Source organism: Dialister sp., assembly GCF_036343215.1.
Lineage (GTDB): Bacteria > Bacillota > Negativicutes > Veillonellales > Dialisteraceae > Dialister.
In genome coordinates this window covers 1-20,709 of sequence record NZ_JAZASU010000024.1, presented here as the reverse complement: position 1 = coordinate 20,709, position 20,709 = coordinate 1, and the positions used below count along the sequence as shown (strand labels likewise).

19 protein-coding genes and 1 rRNA gene are annotated in these 20,709 nt (G+C 48.9%); 5 read left to right on the top strand and 15 right to left on the bottom strand.

Going from position 1 to position 20,709, the window contains the following annotated elements; genetic code table 11:
* Positions 1 to 539 precede the first annotated feature (539 nt).
* The 8 genes from VZT47_RS05655 to VZT47_RS05620 form a co-directional block, all read right to left on the bottom strand.
* Entirely contained in the window at positions 540 to 2,072 is a 1,533-nt protein-coding gene (locus VZT47_RS05655) for an alanine/glycine:cation symporter family protein (RefSeq protein ID WP_330224002.1), read from the bottom strand.
* 526 nt (positions 2,073 to 2,598) lie between these two features.
* On the bottom strand, positions 2,599 to 3,045 hold the full coding sequence (locus VZT47_RS05650; protein ID WP_330224001.1) for a hypothetical protein: 447 nt from the start codon (positions 3,043 to 3,045) through the stop codon (positions 2,599 to 2,601).
* 1 nt (position 3,046) lies between these two features.
* Positions 3,047 to 3,688 (bottom strand): ribosome biogenesis GTP-binding protein YihA/YsxC, encoded by a 642-nt coding sequence (gene yihA, locus VZT47_RS05645; RefSeq protein WP_330224000.1) that lies wholly within the window; start codon positions 3,686 to 3,688, stop codon positions 3,047 to 3,049.
* Between the two features lie 119 nt (positions 3,689 to 3,807).
* Positions 3,808 to 6,150, bottom strand: a complete 2,343-nt coding sequence (lon, locus tag VZT47_RS05640) for an endopeptidase La (protein WP_330223999.1) — start codon at positions 6,148 to 6,150, stop codon at positions 3,808 to 3,810.
* Between the two features lie 343 nt (positions 6,151 to 6,493).
* Positions 6,494 to 7,738, bottom strand: a complete 1,245-nt coding sequence (gene clpX, locus VZT47_RS05635; RefSeq protein ID WP_330223998.1) for an ATP-dependent Clp protease ATP-binding subunit ClpX — start codon at positions 7,736 to 7,738, stop codon at positions 6,494 to 6,496.
* An 11-nt stretch (positions 7,739 to 7,749) separates the two neighbouring features.
* Positions 7,750 to 8,349, bottom strand: a complete 600-nt coding sequence (gene clpP, locus VZT47_RS05630) for an ATP-dependent Clp endopeptidase proteolytic subunit ClpP (RefSeq protein ID WP_330223997.1) — start codon at positions 8,347 to 8,349, stop codon at positions 7,750 to 7,752.
* Positions 8,350 to 8,558: 209 nt separating this feature from the next.
* Positions 8,559 to 9,926, bottom strand: a complete 1,368-nt coding sequence (gene tig, locus VZT47_RS05625) for a trigger factor (protein WP_330223996.1) — start codon at positions 9,924 to 9,926, stop codon at positions 8,559 to 8,561.
* A gap of 402 nt (positions 9,927 to 10,328) precedes the next feature.
* Entirely contained in the window at positions 10,329 to 11,195 is an 867-nt protein-coding gene (locus VZT47_RS05620; protein WP_330223995.1) for a LysR family transcriptional regulator, read from the bottom strand.
* A 154-nt stretch (positions 11,196 to 11,349) separates the two neighbouring features.
* Here VZT47_RS05620 and VZT47_RS05615 point away from each other — a divergent pair, with 154 nt between their 5' ends.
* Positions 11,350 to 11,910, top strand: coding sequence for a chromate transporter (locus VZT47_RS05615; protein ID WP_330223994.1), 561 nt, complete (start codon positions 11,350 to 11,352; stop codon positions 11,908 to 11,910).
* A complete protein-coding gene (locus VZT47_RS05610) occupies positions 11,907 to 12,470 on the top strand; it encodes a chromate transporter (protein WP_330223993.1) in 564 nt (187 codons plus the stop codon). The genes VZT47_RS05615 and VZT47_RS05610 overlap by 4 nt, the downstream gene beginning before the upstream one ends.
* A 209-nt stretch (positions 12,471 to 12,679) precedes the next feature.
* Here the strand turns inward: VZT47_RS05610 and VZT47_RS05605 are convergent, their stop codons facing one another.
* From VZT47_RS05605 to VZT47_RS05595, 3 genes are all read right to left on the bottom strand, one after another.
* On the bottom strand, positions 12,680 to 13,441 hold the full coding sequence (locus VZT47_RS05605) for an amino acid ABC transporter ATP-binding protein (RefSeq protein ID WP_330223992.1): 762 nt from the start codon (positions 13,439 to 13,441) through the stop codon (positions 12,680 to 12,682).
* Positions 13,442 to 13,450: 9 nt separating this feature from the next.
* Positions 13,451 to 14,098 carry an amino acid ABC transporter permease gene (locus tag VZT47_RS05600; RefSeq protein WP_330223991.1) on the bottom strand — a complete coding sequence of 216 codons (648 nt, stop codon included), beginning with the start codon at positions 14,096 to 14,098 and terminating at the stop codon, positions 13,451 to 13,453.
* A 207-nt stretch (positions 14,099 to 14,305) separates the two neighbouring features.
* On the bottom strand, positions 14,306 to 15,130 hold the full coding sequence (locus tag VZT47_RS05595; protein ID WP_330223990.1) for an amino acid ABC transporter substrate-binding protein: 825 nt from the start codon (positions 15,128 to 15,130) through the stop codon (positions 14,306 to 14,308).
* Between the two features lie 301 nt (positions 15,131 to 15,431).
* Here VZT47_RS05595 and VZT47_RS05590 point away from each other — a divergent pair, with 301 nt between their 5' ends.
* From VZT47_RS05590 to VZT47_RS05580, 3 genes are read left to right on the top strand one after another with little or no spacing between them, the layout of a single operon-like run.
* Entirely contained in the window at positions 15,432 to 16,199 is a 768-nt protein-coding gene (locus VZT47_RS05590; RefSeq protein WP_330223989.1) for a DUF4931 domain-containing protein, read from the top strand.
* Positions 16,199 to 16,915: a metallophosphoesterase gene (locus VZT47_RS05585; RefSeq protein ID WP_330223988.1), complete on the top strand. Its 717-nt coding sequence runs from the start codon at positions 16,199 to 16,201 to the stop codon at positions 16,913 to 16,915. The genes VZT47_RS05590 and VZT47_RS05585 overlap by 1 nt, the downstream gene beginning before the upstream one ends.
* Entirely contained in the window at positions 16,908 to 17,138 is a 231-nt protein-coding gene (locus VZT47_RS05580) for a hypothetical protein (protein WP_330223987.1), read from the top strand. The genes VZT47_RS05585 and VZT47_RS05580 overlap by 8 nt, the downstream gene beginning before the upstream one ends.
* Before the next feature lie 88 nt (positions 17,139 to 17,226).
* On the opposite strand, the gene VZT47_RS05575 is transcribed toward VZT47_RS05580, so the two are convergent.
* The 4 genes from VZT47_RS05575 to rrf form a co-directional block, all read right to left on the bottom strand.
* Positions 17,227 to 17,973 carry an SDR family NAD(P)-dependent oxidoreductase gene (locus VZT47_RS05575; RefSeq protein WP_330223986.1) on the bottom strand — a complete coding sequence of 249 codons (747 nt, stop codon included), beginning with the start codon at positions 17,971 to 17,973 and terminating at the stop codon, positions 17,227 to 17,229.
* Positions 17,970 to 18,779, bottom strand: a complete 810-nt coding sequence (gene pgeF / locus VZT47_RS05570; protein ID WP_330223985.1) for a peptidoglycan editing factor PgeF — start codon at positions 18,777 to 18,779, stop codon at positions 17,970 to 17,972. The genes VZT47_RS05575 and pgeF overlap by 4 nt, the downstream gene beginning before the upstream one ends.
* Entirely contained in the window at positions 18,776 to 19,681 is a 906-nt protein-coding gene (locus VZT47_RS05565; RefSeq protein WP_330223984.1) for an RluA family pseudouridine synthase, read from the bottom strand. The genes pgeF and VZT47_RS05565 overlap by 4 nt, the downstream gene beginning before the upstream one ends.
* A 930-nt stretch (positions 19,682 to 20,611) precedes the next feature.
* Positions 20,612 to 20,709, bottom strand: a 5S ribosomal RNA gene (rrf, locus tag VZT47_RS05560); the annotation flags it as partial.

The following is a 20,709-nucleotide window of genomic DNA, read 5'->3' as shown; positions in this document are numbered from 1 at the left end:
TACTATGTCTCACGAGAAGCATACGCCCATTACGATTTCTGCTGCCGATTGATCAGTATGTCCCGGAATTCTGGGAACCCGGCTCTATCCTCCAGTCCTTCATTTCCAGGAGGACTTGTTTTCGTGCTCAAAAGCCGCTCACTACGATTCGTGGTGGGCGGCTTTTATTTTTGTTCTGAGTGTTCAGTTTGCAGTTCTCAGCGGGACCAATCCTGCAGGCAGCCGGATTTCTAAATAAGCGTAAATGAGCCGTCAGCCGGCAGTTCACCATTCGCAGTGATTCCCAATCCTGCAGACCGCTGTATTTACAAATGATTGCAGAATTTTCAAATCTATGGAAAACCGTTGTATCCATCCGGATGGCATGACTGTACCTGATTACTTCATATTTTAAAAACGTCTGTCACCTGCCGTGGCAGGCGTTTTTTTATTTCCTGCCGGGCAATCATGGCAGAATCACGGCCCGTATAGATAAGGAAAAGAGCGCCCCTGCTTCGGGGCGCCCCTTTTTTCAAACCGGAAAGAGCAGAAAGGAAAAATCAGTCTTCATCATCCTCATTCCAGTAAGCAGTCTTGATACCGAGAACTTTTTCGGAGATGAATTTTGCTTCTTCATCAAGAGAATACTGGCGGGCTGCCCGGACCACGTATTTGATCCCCAGATAAAGCATGGGAATGTTGCAGTATACGATAATGATATTTCCCAGATCCGAGAAAGCCCAGAGGTTGGACAGGTCGTAGCCGGCAATATTGCAGGCAATACCGAAGGCTGCCACGAATACGCAGAGGATACGGATGAAATTGATGAATCCTTTGGAAGAAGCGATACGGTTGGCAGAAATTTCCGAGAAGGAAATAAAGCCCAGCACACAGGTGAACGCGAAGAGGCAGAAGCACACGGAAACCATGATCTGGATAATGCTCTGGAGTGCTCCCGGAGTCAGTCCGTTAACGGAAAGCAGGAATTTCGCATAAGTACCGGCCGCTTTCCAGGCTTCCGGATTCTCCCCCCATTCGTGGGCCATGACGATGATAAAACCGGTCATGGTGCAGATGACGTGGGTATCGAGGAATACACCGAGAGCGGAAATAATCCCCTGTTCGCAGGGATGTTTTGCTTCTGCCGAAGCAGCTGCCATGGTAATGGTGCCCTGACCGGCTTCATTAGACATGAGGCCTCTCTTGACGCCCTGAAGAAGAGCTACCCCTACGGCTCCGCCAAATACCGCTTCCGGTTTGAAAGCTCCTGCAAAGACGGCTCCGAAGAAATAAGGAACGCTTCCCACATTGGTAATAATGAGAAGAATGGCTGTCAGGACATAAATGACTGCCATCACCGGTACCAGGATATCAGACCAGTGGGACACGCGGTGAATGCCGCCAAAAGCCAGATAAACCATAAGAATAATAACGACTACCGATGCAATATAGAAGAAAGTGGACTGCACCGGAATCTGGGCTCCAATCAGGGTGCCTGCAATAGCCCCGGAAGAAACGACTACGTTGAACCCCTGGGCCGGCAGGCACATGAGGGCATAAATGATATAGACCAGGGAGAGGAGCGTGCCCACCCAGATTTTATTTCCGCAGAGGACTCTTGCATAGAATGGAAGGCCGCCGACAAAATCTTTGCCTCGTTTTTCCTTGAAAATCTGGGCCAGCGTGCCTTCGGTGAAGGCGGTAGCCATTCCAAAGAAAGCGGAAATCCACATCCAGAAGAGAGCTCCCGGACCGCCGGCTGCGATTGCCCCTGTAACACCGATCATATTGCCAGGGCCAACGCGCATGGCCGTCGAAAGCAGGAAAGCTGCCATCGGGGAAATACCGGTATTGGTACTTCTCTTCTGAGACAGTGTTTTTACACCTCTTTTAAAGAGCCGTACCTGGATGAATCCGAGACGGAGCGTGAAATAAATGCCGGAACCTACAAGAACGATGATGGCCAGTGAGAAGGATCCCAGAACCGGGATGGCCTTCCAGAAGCCGAACATTTTCGGAAAATCCCAGAAGAAATCCGAAACCGGCGTGACGAACGACAGCACCGCATTGAGCGCCGCAAATAAACCTTCCATAAAAACCCTCTCCTTTCAAATCCGTAGTCCCCGGGACCCCGGAAACGGCAAGCGTCCCCATTCCTGCCATGCCCGGCAAAAATGAAATAAACAGAAAGAGCCCGCAGCAGAATCAGCAGCAGGCTCCCTTGCCTCATATTTGATTGGTATTATTATACTTCATTATATTAAAAAAGGAAAGTGTAAATGATGTAAATATGGCCGCTTTTCATGCCTTTTTAATCATCCGGCACAAAGAGGGGAAAAGGCACAGGCATCCTCACTATAGAGTGTATGGCTTTCATGCAGTCTATCCGGGATACCCCCAATGAAGAATTGCCGATGAGGAATGACCGGTCATATATCAGGGGCCGGTTTTACAGTATTGAGAAATAAAGTTCCGCGGATGGACTTTATGGGAAAATGGTTTCGTCCCCCTGTGTGCAATGCAGCCATTAACTGATACCTATGAACTATTAACTTTTTCCATAAAAAGAGCCATGAAAATGCATGCATTTTCATGGCTCTTTTTTATTGAACTTTTTCTTTATCCGATATTGGCTCTGGTTTCAATCCGCACTCTTGCGTCCGCTTTTCCGTCATTGTTATAGCGGATCCGTCCGTCGCCCCCTATTTCAAAAATCGGCGTGCCTCCGGGCTTTTTCTTTTCTTCATGATAACCCAGGGATTCCAGTTCCCGGGCATATTCTTTTTTCAGTTTTGCAAGTTTCTGCCCGTCGTCCCCTTTCTGGCTGTTATTTTCCAGAAGGTTCTTGACGACGCCCGCCAGTTCATAGCGGGTAATTTCTCCGCGGTTGAAAAATCTTTCATCATAATCCGGCGCTTTTCCTTCCCTGCAGAGGGAAAGGGCAGTCTGGTAGTCCCAGGATTTCGGATTCACCGAGTCAAAGGAGTTCGGCGCATAGGGATTATAGGCAAAAGCGGTAAAAGAGGCTGCCGCGAAAAGCAGGGTCAGGAATAATTTCTTCTTCATATCATTCACAGATCTTTTCTTCAATCCGCGCCATGAGTTCGTCTTTGCCTTCTCCGGTGAGGGAGGAGTAGGCAATGGCCGGCGCCGCAGCGGGAAAATATTTATCCAGCAGCCGTTTGTTCTTCACCAGTTCATTCCGCTTCAGCTTATCCCCTTTCGTGCCGATAATCTGCAGATTGGGTGCAATGGAGCGGAGCCATTCATAGGCCTTCATATCGATGGGAAGGCCCGGATGGCGGAGATCAACCAGAAGTCCCACCATGACCAGATTCTTCGACTTTTCCAGGTATTCGGCGATGAAATCAGACCAGCTGTCGCGATTCTGCTGGGTGGTCTTTGCAAACCCATACCCCGGAAGGTCCACCAGGTACCAGTCCTGGCGCTGTTCTTCTTCATCCACAGTCCTTCTGGACTGGATGGCATAGTAATTGATGGTCCTCGTTTTCCCGGGTTCCCTTGACACATAGGCAAGCTTGCGCTGTCCGCAGAGAGAATTGATGAGGGAAGATTTTCCCACGTTGGACCGGCCGATGAAAGCAATTTCCTTCTTTTCATCCTTCACATACTGGGAAGGATTGACCGCCGCCCGCACATAGGAAGAGGAAAAAATATGGAATTCATTCAAAGTCTTGATTTCAGCCAAGATGCGCCTCCTTGGGGGATATGACTGCATAAAGCTGTCAGCAGGTAAATCAGGAAGAGTTTTCAGCAATTACCGTAAACCGGGCACCGGAAACTAACCACTGACCACTATTTCATCATTCACTTCACCAGCGCATGGGCCAGTACATCGCTCACATTTTTTACGTAGACGAAATGAAGCTTGTCCCGCACGGAAGCAGGGATTTCATCCAGGTCTCGTTTGTTCTTTTCCGGAAGGAGAATCTGGGTGATCCCGAGCTGGCTGGCAGCCAGGACTTTTTCCTTCACCCCGCCAATCGGAAGAACTTCACCGGTGAGGGTGATTTCCCCGGTCATAGCCGTATCACCACGTACTTTTTTCCCTGTGTAGGCAGATGCCATGGCCGTAGCCATGGTAACTCCTGCCGAAGGACCGTCCTTCGGCACTGCCCCTTCGGGGAAATGGATATGGGTATCCACTTTTTCATAGAAATCATCAGGAAGGCCCAGTTCTCTCGCCCGGCTTCTGATGCAGGTATAGGCCGTTTCTGCCGATTCCTTCATCACATCGCCCAGCTGACCGGTCAGGATCAGATGTCCTTTCCCTTTGATGATGACAGCTTCGGTATCCAGCACTTCTCCTCCCACTGCAGTCCAGGCAAGACCATTCACCCTGCCTACGGCATCAGGATGACTTTCGGTGGCGGCCATGAATTTGACGGGGCCCAGGTATTTTTCCAGGGTCTTTGCATTGAGCAGAGGCAGTTTATCATCATTCATAACGATTTTTTTGCCCACTTTGCGGCAGAGGGAGCCGATGGTTCTTTCCAGTTCGCGGACGCCGGCCTCTCTCGTATAACCGCGGATGATGCGGCGGATCAGAAGATCCGTGAAGCTGATATCCTTTTCTTTCAAGCCGTTTCTTTCCAGCTGGCGCGGGATCAGGTACTGCTTTGCAATTTTCACCTTTTCGTCTTCCGTATACCCGGAGAGTTCGATTACTTCCATGCGGTCCAGGAGAGCCCGGGGAATGGTGTAAAGGGTATTGGCTGTAGCCAGGAAGAATACCCTGGAGAAATCAAAAGGAATATCGATATAGTTATCGTGGAATGCTTTATTCTGTTCCGGATCGAGAGCTTCCAGAAGAGCGGAAGCGGGATCCCCTTTGTAATCTGCCCCTACTTTATCGATTTCATCGAGCAGGAGAAGCGGATTCTTCGTCTTTGCCTGATTGATGGCTTCAATGAAACGGCCCGGCATGGCACCGATATAGGTACGGCGGTGGCCACGGATTTCCGCTTCGTCATGAATACCGCCCAGAGAAATACGCACGAATTTCTTACCCATGGAATTGGCGATGGACTGGGCCAGCGATGTCTTGCCCACACCAGGAGGTCCCACGAAGCAGATGATCGGCGCTTTGGCCCGGGGAGCGAGAACGCGGACTGCCAGGTATTCCAGAATCCGTTCCTTCACCTTTTCCAGACCGTAATGGTCATGGTCCAGAATGGTCTTTGCCCGTTTGAGATCCAGCTTGTCTTCGCTTTCCTTCGTCCAGGGCAGGCCGAATACCCAGTCCAGATAATTTCTGGCTACGGCGGTTTCTGCCATCATGGGCGGCATGGCAGCCAGATGGTCGATTTCCTTGGCCAGTTTTTCCCTGTATTCTTCAGGGATGCCGGATTCCTTCAGTTTCTTTCTGTACTCATCGGCTTCCTGTTCCTGGCTCACCGTATCCCCCAGGCGGTCATGGATGGATTTGATTTTCTGGCGGAGGAAATAATCCTGCTGTTCTTTATCCATTCTGGTGCGGACATCGCTGTTGATTTCCGCTTCCAGTTTGCCAATCTGTATTTCCTCATCCAGCAGTTTTCTGACCATCTGGAGACGGGTCAGGATATCCGTTTCTTCAAGAATGGCCTGCCGCCGCTTTGGAGTCATGATGAGCTGGGAGGCAATAAAATCTGCCGTTTCCCCGGGATCGGTGATCTGCTTCAGCTGTTCCATCTGGTCATCGGGAAGGCCCTGTTTCGTATTGTGAAGCCATTCAAAGAAAGCTTTCAGAATGGTCCTTCTGTAGGCTTCTGCTTTCAGGTCATCCTCCGGTTTGATTTCTGACAGGTCATCCACATCCGCGGAAAGCATGCCTTCTTCCTGCGCCGCTTTCAATACGCGGACCCGGGATACGCCCTGGGCCAGGATGCGGATGAGACCACCGGGAAGCTGGAGCATCTGGTTGATTTTGACCACGGTCCCCACTTCGTAAAGGTCTTCCGGCCCCGGCACTTCTTGAGATGCATCTTTCTGCATCACGGTCACCAGGTAACGGTCGCCCCGGCCTGCCTTGCGAACAGCATTGGTCGATTCTTTCCGGCCGATATCCAGGTTCACGGTCATCCGCGGAAAAATGACGATATCTTTCAGCGCAACCAGAGGAAGGTTCAGCGCTGTTTTATTTTCAGTTACAATTTCGTTTTCTGCCATATATATTTCCTCCATACTATTCATTTTAACACAGTCGGGGAGGATATTCATTGATTAAAGGGAAATAAGAATTCGCAAAAACCGGCTGTATTCAACTTTTATATGAGTCGTTCTTCGTGATTCGTTCTCCGGCAGGGGGGACAAATGACGGTCTGGTCCACTTTCACCGGAAAAAGAGGCAAAGTCGTTTTAATCATGAAATGATTTTCCATAGAAAATTCATTTCAGTCTTTATGAAAGACGAAAATGAATGGCAACGCAAATCGGATTCAAAGACAGAATCTGTCTTTTGGTCCCAAAAAGCCGGGACCGGTATAGCCGGCTCCGGCTTTTCAGAAATCCTTTATTCGGAGGCTTCACCTTTTCTGGTGAGCAGCGGGTCGGAATGATTCAGCACCACATCTTCGGTGACTGTACATTTCAACACGTCTTTCATGCTCGGGATTTCATACATCACTTTCTGCATGATTTTTTCAATGATGGCACGGAGGCCGCGGGCGCCCGTGTTTCTTTCGATGGCCTGCTTTGCGATGGCATGGATGGCTTTTTCATCAAATTCCAGGTCCACATGGTCCATGGCGAGCAGTTTCTGGTACTGTTTCACCAGGGCATTTTTCGGATCCGTCAGAATCCTGACCAGGGCTTCTTCATTCAGCGGATGGAGGGGAACGATGACAGGGAGACGGCCGATGAATTCGGGAATAAGGCCGAATTTCAGAAGGTCTTCCGGCTGTACCTGCTGAAGGAGTTCAGCCATATCTTTCTGGTCTTTTTTCTCGATATCCGCGCCAAAGCCCATGACACTCTTGGTGAGCCGGCGGTCAATGACTTTGTCGATGCCTGCAAAAGCACCGCCGCAGATAAAGAGGATATTGGTGGTATCGATCTGGATCATTTCCTGATTCGGATGTTTCCTGCCGCCCTGGGGAGGGACGCTGGCCACTGTCCCTTCCAGGATTTTCAGCAGGGCCTGCTGTACGCCTTCACCGGAAACATCTCTCGTGATAGAGGGGTTTTCCGACTTTCTGGCAATCTTATCGATTTCATCGATATAGACGATGCCCCGCTGCGCCTTGTCGATATCATAATCGGCAGCCTGAATCAGCCGGAGAAGGATATTTTCCACATCTTCCCCTACATAACCGGCTTCGGTCAGAGTGGTGGCATCAGAAATGGCAAAAGGCACGTTCAGGAAACGGGCCAGGGTCTGGGCCAGAAGGGTCTTTCCGGAACCGGTGGGTCCCAGCATGATGATATTCGATTTCTGCAGTTCCACTCCATCATCATCGTCTTCATGGGCAATCCGTTTATAGTGATTGTAAACGGCTACGGCCAATGCCATTTTGGCATCATCCTGCTCGATGACATACTGGTCCATGTATTCTTTGATTTCTACCGGTGTGGGCAGCTTGATCTTCGGGAGGGACTTTTTCTTGTCCGCTTTCAGTTCCTCTTTGAGGATGTTGGAACATACTTCGATGCATTCATTGCAGATATAGACGCCCGGGCCGGCAATGAGTTTTTCCACTTCATCGCCGGAACGGCCGCAGAAGCTGCAGACCGGGGTTGGTTCGTTTTTATTTCTCAATGGATGCCTCCTTATTTTGCTTTGACAAGTTCATTACGGGTAAGAATCTTGTCGATGAGGCCGTAATTCTTCGCCATTTCCGCAGTCATGAAATTATCTCTTTCCGTGTCGCGGCGGATGGTTTCCAGGGGCTGCCCGCTATGCTGGGAAAGGATGCCGTTCAGTTCTTCCCGGAGGCGGAGGATTTCACGGGCATGGATTTCAATTTCCGTTGCCTGACCCTGTACCCCGCCAAGAGGCTGATGGATCATGATATTGGAATGAGGCAGGGCATATCGTTTGCCCGGTGCGCCGGCTGTCAGGAGTACGGCTGCCATACTTGCGCAGGATCCGATACAGATGGTGGAAACATCGGGACGAATATACTGCATGGTGTCATAAATAGCCAGTCCTGCGGTGACTACGCCGCCGGGGCTGTTGATATAGAGGTGAATGTCTTTGGACGGATCTTCTGCTTCCAGGAAAAGAAGCTGGGCAATGATGACATTGGCCATATGGTCTTCAATCTGGCCGTCCAGGAAAATAATTCTGTCTTTCAGAAGGCGGGAGTAAATATCGTAGGATCTTTCTCCCTGAGCTGTCTGTTCAACAACAATCGGTACATATGCCATAGTAAAGCACCCTTTCTTTTTGGAATTTGCCTTCCGCAGGGCGGACGACAGGAAAATACAGGGGTTTTTATATGGTCGAAAGAGACGCAGGTTTCCCCCGCGTCTCTTTTTACCATCATGAGTTACCTGATTGAATTCATAGGCACCCTCTGGTGCCTGCCACTTGCGGGATATGACCTGTAAATGGAATCCTGCCGGACAGAGAAGTCTTACTGGGCGTCAGTGCCAGCTTCTGCTTTCGGAGCTTCTTCAGCTTTCGGAGCTTCTGCTTCTTCTTTGTCAGCTTCTGCTTTCTTTGCGGAGCCGTAAATGAAAGCAGCTGCCTTTTTGCGGAGTACGGAGTTGACGAGCATACCTACGCGGTCTTCGTCTTTAATGATCTTCATAACGTCTTTCGGATCGGCATTGAACTGGTGAGCCATGCTGTAAACTTCCATGGAGAGGTCCTGGTTGTTTACTTCGAGCTGTTCTTTGTCAGCGATGGTTTCGAGAACGAGGCCCTGGCGAACCTGTTCTTCAGCGGTCTTTTCATAGTTCTTGCGGAGTTCTTCTTCGGTCTGGCCGAGACGCTGCAGGTATTTTTCAAGGGTGGAGTTCTGGGCTTCCACATTCAGTTTGATTTCATTGACGATTTCATCAATGCGCTGTTCTACCATTTCGTGGGGGATATCCACTTTGGAATTGGCTACTGCCTGGTTAACCAGAGCTTCATGGTATTCTTCTTCCGCTGCCTGGATTGCCTGGAGCTGCATCTGCTGTTTAATAGCTGCTTTCAGGTCGTCCATCTTGTCGTACTGGGAAATGGATTTTGCAAAATCATCGTCCAGTGCCGGGAGCTGTTTGCGTTTTACATCATTGATATGTACGGAGAATTCTGCTTCTTTGCCTTTGAGAAGGTCTACGAAGTAATCTGCCGGGAAAGTAACCTTGACGGTCACATCGTCGCCTGCTTTATGGCCTTCGAGCTGTTCTTCAAAGCCCGGGATAAAGCTCTGGGAACCGATTTCCAGCGGATAGGATTTGCCTTCTCCGCCTTCGAAAGGCTGGCCGTCTACGGTCCCTTTGAAGTCGATGACTGCGAAATCGCCTTTGGCGAGGATTGCACCATCTTCAGCTTTTTCCAGTCTTGCATTCTGTTCTGCTGCGCCTTTCAGCTGTGCGAGAACATCATCATCGGAAATTTCCGGGTTCTTTCTTTCAGCGGAAAGACCTTTGTATTCGCCCAGTTCCACTTCCGGACGTTTAACGAAAGAGGCGGTGAATTTAGCGCCGTCAGCTTCGGAGAAGGATTCTTCCTTGACTTCCGGAGTGGTGACCGGAATCAGTTTTTCCTGGGAGAGGGCTTCATTCAGGGCTTCGTTGATAACGATATCTTTAGCTTCTGCTTCTACAGCAGCTTTGCCGAAATGCATTTCAAGGATTTTGCGGCTTGCTTTGCCTTTACGGAAACCGGGGATTCTCACCTGGTTGGCAATGCGGGCTACAGCTCTCTTGAAACCTTTCTGTACAATTTCAGCCGGCAGTTCAATTGCTACGGAAACCTTGTGCTGATCCAGTGCCTCTACTTTTACGTTCATAAAAAATATTCCTCCTTAAGTCGGCAGACCGACAATAATGAACCTTTTTTGTGTTTTACAAATTACGATAAATCGCAAGTTATATTTTATCACAGTGGAAATAAAAAAACAAATTTCTTGTGATATGAAATTGCATGTTTTTTTACAGACCGTTATTCTAAGAAGTTATCAGTTATCAGTTAATAGTTGCATTGTACACAGGCGGGCAATGGGACTTTTTCCTCCATAAGCACCATCCAGGGTACTTTATTTCTATATACTATACTTATAGTCATCAGCCATTGTCTATTAGCAGTATTAAAAATCAACTGCATGCCCGGTGATCCGTTCTGAAGTCAGGCCACTGATAACTGCGAACTGATAACTAATAACTTTTACTACTGCATTTGCTTATGATGTCCATTAATTTTTATAACTCAAATTTTGCAATTCAAAGAACATTTTCGCCGGCCCTTCGCCTTCCCCTTTTCGGATGGCCAGAACGAGCTGGCTTGTGAGGGCTTCTTCTTCCATAATGCCCACAGTGAGACGGCTGCTTTCACGAAGTACGGATTCCGGAACTACAGCCAAACCCAGGCCTTCTTCGGCCCACTGGCGGCAGGTCCTTGCATCATCAGCCACACAATAGACATTGGGTGTGAAATTTTCTTTTTCGCATTCTGCCAGGATGATTTTCTCCCACCGCCGGTAGAGGATGAGCGGCGCTTCTTTCAAATCGGGAAGGACGTAGGTTTCTTTGATTTCCGGGAAATAGTCCTCTTTCCCGCCCACTCCCATGCGGGTATGGTCCAGGGGAAGGAGGTCGAGTCCGTAGGACGAGAAAGGAGACCGGAGGAGGGAAATATCGATTTTCCCCTTTCTGAGTTTTTCCAGCAGTTCATAACTGTTTCCTTCGTAGACCTTGATTTGAATATGGGGATATTTCTTCTGAAAAAGCCGAAGCCTTTCATAGAGTTTTTCATGGCCGCCGGAGGAAACGAGGCCCAGCCGGAGAATCCCTTCATGGCCGGACTGAAGGGTGGAAATTTCCTCTCTTGCCGCTTCTTCCAGATCCAGCATTTCGCAGGCATACCGATAAAGCCGGCTTCCCGCCTCAGTGGGCGTGATCTGTCTGGCCCCCCTGCGGAAAAGGGAAACGCCCAGTTCCTCCTCCAGCTGGTGCATCTGGGAAGACAGGGGTGGCTGAGAAACATGCAGCTTTCTTGCCGCACTGCTGATGGTTCCTTCTTCTACAATGGCTTTGAAATAAGTAAGCTGTCTTAAATCCATATGTCCTCCATATGGTATTATAAGAAATAAATATTTTTCATATGACTTATTACCTGTTATGATACATGTATTCCTAAAAAGGTGCAATACTTATATTTCTATTTCTTTAAATCGTCACTTATAGGACGAAATAGTATACCATTATGGAGGGTGTATGAAGCTTCTCATTCAATTATTCCTGATTTTTGCCAAAATGGGGGCCGTCACTTTCGGGGGCGGTTATGCCATGCTGCCCATCCTGCATCGGGAATTGGTGGACAATCGTCACTGGGCAAAAGAGGAAGAACTCATGGATTATTATGCTTTAGGCCAGGTAACACCGGGAATGATTGCCGTCAATGTGGCGACTTTCATAGGTCTCAAGCTGAAAGGTTTCCCGGGCGGACTTTTTGCCACCCTCGGAGTCATTACTCCTTCCATGATTATTATTACTGTGATTGCCATGTTCCTGACAGAATTTGAGGAAAATCCCTATGTCATCCATGCCTTCGCCGGAATCCGCGCCTGCGTATGCATCCTTATTCTTGATGCGGTAGTGAAGCTGGGAAAGAAATCGGTCCATGACAAACGGACGCTTTTCATTTATCTCCTCATCCTGGCCATCGCCCTTTTTGCTCCGGTTTCTCCGGTAATTTCCGTCATTGCAGCTGCTGTCATTGGTTTCTTCCTGAAACCGGCGGACAAAAAAATTGAGAAAGTGAGTGTTCACAAATGATCTGGCTCCTCATGTTCTGGGAATTTTTCAAAGCAGGCCTCTTTGCCGTCGGAGGCGGCCTTGCCACCCTTCCCTTCCTCTATGATATTTCCCGGCGCACCGGCTGGTTCACTTCGGAAGATATCGCCAATATGATTGCCATTTCCGAATCCACCCCGGGACCTCTGGGCGTCAATATGGCTACTTATGCCGGCTTCCAGGCCCTTGGAATTCCCGGCGGCGTTTTCACCACTTTATCCCTCACCGCTCCGGCCCTTATCGTTATTACTATTGTTTACGCGGTTCTTACGAAATTCAGGGAATCGGAAGTGGTGAAGAAAATTTTCTACGGTCTCCGTCCTGCTTCCACGGCCCTGATTACCGCAGCCGGTCTGGGAGTTGCCAAAGTGGCCCTTCTGAATTTCCCACTTTATGAAAATACAGGCATCATGACCGACCTTTTCCGGATTCAGCCCATCATTCTGGCCGTCCTCATCTATATAGGCCTCAAAAAATTCCGCTGGCATCCTGTAGCGTATATAGCCATATCTGCCGTGGCCGGGATTGTGTTCGGGATGTGAGAGTTTAGCGATTATCCATTAGCCGTTAGTTCTTAGCCATTAGTTATTGTTTTAAACTATAAGTATGCCGTGAAAACAGTTAGATAAAAAGTCCGCCCCGAAATCCGGAAGCGGACTTTTTTGTATATCCCCCCAATGAAAAGAGTCGGCCGTCTGGATAGTCGGCTCTTATTTACTAACGGCTAAAAACTAACTGCTGACAACCATGGTTATGCCCTCAGAATGGATTTCAGGAATGCTTTCGTTCTTTCACTCTTCGGGTGATCGAAGACCTCTTCGGAGGTTCCTTCTTCTTCCACCCTGCCGTCTACCATGAAGAGGATTTTGTCGGAAACTGATTTTGCAAAGGCCATTTCGTGGGTGACGATGGCCATGGTCATATTTTCATCAGCCAGCTGCTGGATGGTTTTTAAAACTTCTCCTGTCAGTTCCGGATCCAGTGCCGAAGTGGGTTCATCGAAAAGCATAATGGCCGGATTCATAGCCAGCGCTCTGGCGATCGCCACACGCTGTTTCTGGCCGCCGGAAAGGCTTCCGGGGTATACATCTTTTTTATTCAGAAGGCCGACCTTATTCAAAAGGTCTTCAGCGACAGGAAGGATTTCCTCCTTCTTCATCCCTTTGACATAAATCGGAGCCACCATGACATTATCAAGGACCGTCATATGAGGGAAAAGATTGAAGGACTGGAAAACCATGCCCATCTTGGCAAGGATTTCTTTTGATTTATTTTCCGGTGCGTACACCACCTGGCCATTCTTTTCTTCTGCCAGGTATTCTCCGTCTACTTTAATGGACCCACCCTGAATGGATTCCAGATGAATGAGACAGCGGAGAAGCGTACTTTTCCCTGCGCCGGAAGGTCCGATGATGGAAATCACCTGTCCTTTTTCCAGAGTCAGGTCCACGCCATGGAGGATGGTGAGCTTTCCGAAATCCTTGCGGATATTTCTCATTTCAATAAAACTCATAGTTCCACCTCATTCCTCGTAAACCGCATAGCGAGCTTCCACATAGGCCAGAATTTTTGTCAGTACTGCGGTGCAGACCAGGTAGAAAACCGCAGCCACCAGGAATGGGGTCGTATCGAAATCGCGCTGTACAAAGGCGCGGGTGACACGCATGAGATCGTTCATGGCAAGGATATAGACCAGGGAAGTATCTTTCAGAAGAGTAATGGTTTCATTGCCAAGGGGCGGAATGACCCGCTTCACCACCTGGGGCAGAATAATGTGCCACATAGTCTGCCGGTAACCAAACCCCAGTACCTTGGCTCCTTCATACTGGCCTTTCGGAATGGACTGGATACCGCCTCTGAAAATTTCTGCAAAATATGCGCAGTAATTGGCCACGAAAGCAATGATGGCCGCCGGGAAATCATTAATCTGCACATGAAGCATCAGCGGCAGGCCATAGTAAATGAACATAATCTGCAGCATGAGCGGCGTACCTCTCATGACATAGATATAGGTCTCTGCCAGTTTCCGAAGTACGGTCACTTTGGAAATACGGACCAGTGCCAGCAAAACGCCCACAGGCAATGCCAGGACGATGGTGATCAGGAAAATCTTTGCCGATACGCCAAGGCCAACGAACATATTGGGTAGAATCTTTAAAATATAATCCATTCGACAGCTCCTTATATAAATTGGAAATCCTCTTTTGACAGCCTTCCCGTCCTTTCCCGAAACGAAAAACTGCTTATTTAAGTTTATAATACTCTTTCTTTATTCTTTTAACAAGATAGAGAAACAGATTTTATGACAGAAATATAGAAGAGCAATAGAAAACCGGGACAGTTTGGTTGTCCCGGTTTTACCTGTTTCCTATGGAAATTATTTCAGCAGTACATCTTTGCCGAACCACTTGTTGGAAATCTTGGCTGCTTCGCCATTGGCAATGACTTTTGCAATACCGTCATTCAGGAGATCCACCAGTGCCTGGTTGTCTTTCTTGATACCGATGGAGAAAGTATCCTTGGATACGACATCCGGCAGTTCTCTGAATTTATCCGGTTTCTTGGTCATGTAGTATTCATTCAGCACCGTATCAGCCAGGACGGCATCACAGCGGCCGGATTCCAGATCCATGAAGCAGGCAGTAAGATCCGGATAAGATTTCACTTCTGCAAAAGCAGCTTTCAGCTGGGGATCGCGGTTGAGCGCGGTTTCAGCGGTGGAAGCTTCCTGAATGGTAATCTTTTTGCCTTTCAAATCTTCCATTTTCTGATAAGGAGTATCCTTCAGGACTACGAATTCCTGCAGGTTATCCATGTACGGTTTGGTAAATGCCAGTTTCTTCTGACGTTCCGGAGTCATGGTGAAACCATTCCAGATGCAGTCGATACGGCCGGAATTCAGTTCCGTTTCCTTGGAAGCCCAGTCAATCGGTTTGAATTCAATGGGCACACCGATTTCTTTGGAAATCGCATTGGCCATATCGATATCGAAGCCTACGATTTTTCCGGAATCATCACGGAAGCCCATGGGTGCAAAGGTATCATCCATGCCGGCTACGATTTTTGCCGGTTTCGCAGCAGCTGCCGATTTGGCCGGAGCAGAAGATGCAGCCGGCTTTTTGTCTCCGCCGCCGCAGCCTGCCAGCATTCCTGCACAACCCAGCGCCAGAACTCCTGCCATGACCATTTTTTTCAGTTTCATATTGTCCCTCTCCTTTAAAAATGATGAAATATGGAATCGTTTCTTTATTTCTTTATTCAAGTAAAGAATTGCTATGTCAATATAGTAGCCCCTTTCCCTGCTTTTGTCAAGTAGAGGAGCGAAGAATCCTGATGATGGGAGAATAATTTTCATTTCAATTTTTATACGGGAATATAACGGTTCCGTCCCGCCTTTTACATCCTGCAGCAGCACGAAAGAGCACAGAGGAGACAATAGTTTTACCCCCTTTTTACCCATTTATCGTGCTATAATAAAATATAGAAAGAGAAGGTAAAATGCTATGAATACACCGATCATATTCAACTTGTCCATCGGCAGCCGGAAGCCCCATTCGGGAGTGCAGAAGGTCTGCCCTTTCTGTCATCCGGAGAAATTAACCAATGTCATCGAGCAGGAGGGAGACCTCATCTGGCTCATGAATAAATTCCCGGTCTTTGAAAATACCTGGCCCACGGTCATTGTGGAAACAGCCGATCACAATGGGGAGCTTACCACCTATAATAAAGAAAAGCTGCACCAGGTGATTTCATTCGGCCTTTCCCAGTGGCTGGAGCTGGAGAAGGACAAACGGTTCCAGTCGGTCCTTTATTTCCGGAATTTCGGTCCTGAATCGGGCGGTTCCCAGCGCCATCCCCATTCCCAGATCATCGGACTGGAAGATTACGATTATATGGAAAATATTTCCCCCGAAAACTTCATGGGCCCTGTGGTCCACGAGGATGAGGACTGCTATGCCACCATTTCGGACTATCCCCTCTCGGGCATGGGGGAGCTCAATGTGCTCCTCAAGAAAGACGGGGCGCCTGATCAGTTTGCAGACACCATCCAGACCCTGGCGCAGTTCGTGCTGCATGATTTCCCCCTCCGCTGCACGAGCTACAATATTTTCTTTTACCATACGAAACATAACATCTGCGCCAAGATATTCCCCCGATACAACGCATCCCCGCTTTACATGGGCTATCGCATCACCCACGTCATGGACAGGAGAAGCAAGAAAAAGACCATGGATATCCTGACGTCAGAGAAATATTTTGGAGCGAAATAATGAAATTATACGCTTTCAGCGATTTCCACCTGTCCGGAGACCCGCCGACGAAGCCTATGGATATATTCGGAGCCCACTGGCACAACCACCGGGAAAAAATCGTAAAAGCCTGGCTGGATACGATTACTCCGGAAGATACGGTCATTATGGCCGGTGACCTTTCCTGGGCCATGCGTATGGAAGATGCCCTGGCAGACCTGAAAATGCTGGGCACTCTTCCGGGGCGGAAAATCATCGTCCGCGGCAATCATGATTACTGGTGGGATACGGTGACGAAAATGACCCGCTTCACGGAGGGGGCTTTTGAATTTATCCACAATTCCGCTATCGATGCGGGAGGAGTGGCTCTGGCTGGCACCCGCGGATGGATTTCTGAAACTTCAAAAAAATATGTGGAAAAAACGGACAAATCCATCATCCTCCGGGAAGAAGGCAGACTGGAAAGGTCCCTGGAGCTGGCAGAAAAAATGAATGCGCCCCGCATCATGGCAGTGCTTCATTACCCGCCTTTTGATGAAAACAGAAATCCTTCGTCCATGCTGGAAATCATGAAGAAACATCATGTGACAGACTGCATCTACGGCCATATCCACGGGGCACCCAATTTCGTGAATCTTCCGGATGAGCTGGAAGGCATAAAACTTCACCTCACCAGTGCGGACTACCTTGATTTCAAGCCTTACTATATCTGTGATCTGGAGGCGCCTCATGCATAGACTGGCAGAAAGCAGGCTCCTTGCCGGCTATATTTACGGAGACAACAGGAATCATGAATACGTCTACCTTCCGGGGAGCGAACTGGGCGCGGAAAATCCCGTCCTCGTCTATGAAACGAAAGAGGGCCAGTCTGACCTTTCCATGGAAGAGGCCCTTTCGGTGATTGAAAAGAGAAGCCTCCGCATGGTACCGCATCCGGTATTTGGAAATAGAACATTATGAAAGTTGTCAGCCCTTAGTGGTTAGATTGGCAGAACTTTTTACTTAAAACAATAAAACGACGAAAGTGCTTGTGCTTTCGTCGTTTTTGTTATGCCCTGAATACTTTCTGAAAGGAAAGGAGAATCGACAGCGGCAGGAACCTTCCGCCCAGATAGGTCAGCTTTCCCATAAATCCCGGAATACAGAGAGCGTCTCCTTTGCGCGCAGCAGACAGAGCGGATTTGGCCACGTCTTTTGCTTTGAGAGCGCCAAAGGGGTTCTTCGGTCCTTCGGCCTTTGAAATAAATCCGGTATCTGTAATCCAGTAGGGACAGAGAGCAGTCACTGTAATACCTCCGGGTTTGAGCTCTCTGGCGAGGGCCCTCGAGAATCGCAGGAGGAAACTTTTCGAGGCGCTGTATACAGCCAGCTTTGGAAGAGGCAGGAAACCGGCCACAGAGCACACATTGATGATGGCACTTCCTCTTTTCATATGAGGCAGGCAGAGCTTGATGAGTTTCAAAGGCGCTTCATTGTTCAGACGCATCATGGAAAGGATTTCTTCTGCCCGTTCTTCTGCAAAAGAAATGACATGACCGAAGCCTGCATTATTGATAAGGAGCCCCACTTCCGGTTTTTCTCTTTCAAGAAGTCCGGATATTTCCGTAAAACTTTCCTCTTCCGTAAGGTCCAGAGGCAGCACACGGAGACAGATTCCTCTTTGGCCCAGGGAGAGCATTTCTTCCCTGCGGCGGGCGATGACCCATATTTCCTCAAATTTCTTCCCTGCTGCCAGTTCTTTCACGAATTCCCGGCCCAGGCCTGAGGATGCGCCGGTGACAATGGCGATTTTCATGATTCCATCATCAGCACCGCCATATGGCGGCCTGTGTCTCCATGATCTTTACGATAGGAATAGAAAAGGTCCGTCCTGTCCCAGGTGCAGAGATGACAGTCCTCGATGTGATTTTCAGAAAGGCCTGCTTTTTTCATCAGCACATGGTTCGCTTCTGCCAGGGCAAAGAGGTATTTCCCATTGGGCTTCGTTTTATAGAGATTTTTAAATTCAGAAGGCGTGAAAAGAGACCGCATGGCTTCCACCACTTCTTCTCCCACCTCAAAATTTTCAAAACCGATGGCCGGACCGATGGCTCCCAGGATATCCTTTGAATGGCAGCCGAATTTTTCCACCATCAAATTGACTGTCTTTCCCACGATATTTCCTGCGGTCCCCCGCCAGCCGCCATGGGAAAGGCCGATCACCTTCCTTAGAGGGTCATAGAAAAAAAGAGGCGTGCAGTCCGCGTAATTCAGGGTCAGCGGGACATCCGGTTCCTCCGTAATGAGCCCGTCGGTTCCGGGAATGGAACTTTCCAGAGACAGGGCACCCCGTCCGCAATCCTTCTTCGTCACGATTTCGATATGGGTCCCATGGACCTGACGGCAGTTGATGAGATTTCCTGCCGGAATTCCCAGTTCCTCAAAGAAACGGCGCCGGTTTTCCAGCACATTTTCCGGAGAATCCCCCGTATGGAGGCCCATATTCATGGAATCATAAGGAGCAGGACTCGTGCCGCCCTTCCGGGTAGATACGACAGCTTTTACAGGCAAATCCTTATATATAGTAAAAGAAAGATAAGGAATTTGATTTCCCAAAATCATAAGAGTCCCTCCTTTGTAAAATCAAAATCCGGCCAGATGGTGGAAATAATATGTTTCATATCCTCCGGAACAGGGGCCTTGAAATATAATTTTTCTCCTGTCTCGGGATGGTTAAAAGCGACAGTGAAAGCATGGAGTCCCTGACGGTCCATGAGATCCAGGGGGCCCCCATACAGGGTGTCTCCCAGAAGGGGATGACCGAGATGCGTGCAGTGGACCCGAATCTGGTGGGTCCTTCCCGAAAGGAGATGAAGTCTCAAAAGACTTACCTTTTCGGAAGACGCGAGCACTTTATACTCCGTGGCTGCCCATTTGCCATCTTCCCGCACCATCCATTCCACGATGGAACCCGGTTTACGCCCGATGGGAGCTTCGATGGTCCCCTCACCTTCCATATTTCCTGAAACAAGAGCCAGATACTCGCGATAGAGCACATCGTGGGACTTTGACAGTTCATACTGTCCTTTGGCAGACTTCGCCACTACTACAAGACCCGTGGTATTCCTGTCCAGCCTATAAACAGGATGAATACCGGACTCTTCATTTTTCTTCCTGAAATAGCCTGCCACTGCATTCACCAGAGTATCATGGGCTTCTTTCGACGTGGGATGAATGATCATCCCCGGGCCCTTGTTCACGATGAGAAGATCCTTATCCTCATACAAAATATCCAGAGGAATATCGGACGGAATGATGTCAGACTCCTCGCTCCACACAAAGCGCAGCACATCGCCCGTTTTCACCGGAGTCTTTGCATTGTGCAGCGCCACTCCGTTCAGGGAAAAAATTCCATTCCACTTGATCCGCTTCCAGAGAGCCCCGGACAGATGAAGTCTCTTTCTCGCAATATCTTTCACTGGCCGCCCCTCATCGGCCTCCCCGCAGGTCCATGTAATTTCCATGCTTTCACCTCCTTTCAGATAGAAAAAGTATATCATGACCTGCCTCATATGGCCAATTCAGATTCCTTTTGAAACATGTAAGTTTCTGCCGCGATTTCCATCCGTCAGTTTCGACAATGAAACCACCTGAGCAAAATGAGTATTTCAATCCCGCCTGTGCACAGTCCCCATAAAAATTCGTCGGCGGAGAGCGCCGACACCTTCACGAACCACGAAATCTCGAGATAGACTATACCCGTGCGTGCCGAGGTTTGCTAACTCACGAATACCGTATGTGACTCAGTCCACAGTAACTGCCTGAAATGTAAAAATCATTACGTTACGCATGAAAAATTTCCAGTCACTTTCGTTGCTGACCATCGTACGCCCCTCCTGCCCTTTGGGCACCCTCCCGGACGCGGGAGGGACGCATGGAACCATTTGTATCCTTATCGACATGTAAGTTTCTGCCGCGATTTCCATCCGTCAGTTTCGACAATGAAACCACCTGAACAAAATGAGTATTTCAATCCCGTCTGCGCAAATTCCCCATAAAAAAATTCTTCGGCGCATCAGCGCCAACACCTCCCCGAACCCCGCACCCCGCGCCCCGAAATTTCGAAATGGACTATATCGGGTCGTGCCGTGGTGAGGCTGACTCCCGAATACCGTATGTTCATGAATCCAAAGTAACTACTTATTCTGCACGCCAAAGTGCTTTTCACCCTCGCCTGTGCAAATTCCCCATAAAAAAATCGTCGGCGCATCAGCGCCGACACCTTCACGAACCACGAATCACGAACCACGAAATCTCGAAATGGACTATACCGGGGCTCGCCGTGGTGAGGCTAACTCACGAATACCGTATGTGACTCTATCTGAAGAGTCACTGACTCATCGGAAATGAGCCAAAAGAAAAGAACCGATTGTTCGCACAATCGGTTCTTTTCTAATCAGCAGCTTCCTATCCTCCCGGGCCGCTTCCAGCCAAGTACTTTCGGCGTTTGTGAGCTTAACTACCGTGTTCGGCATGGGTACGGGTGTATCCT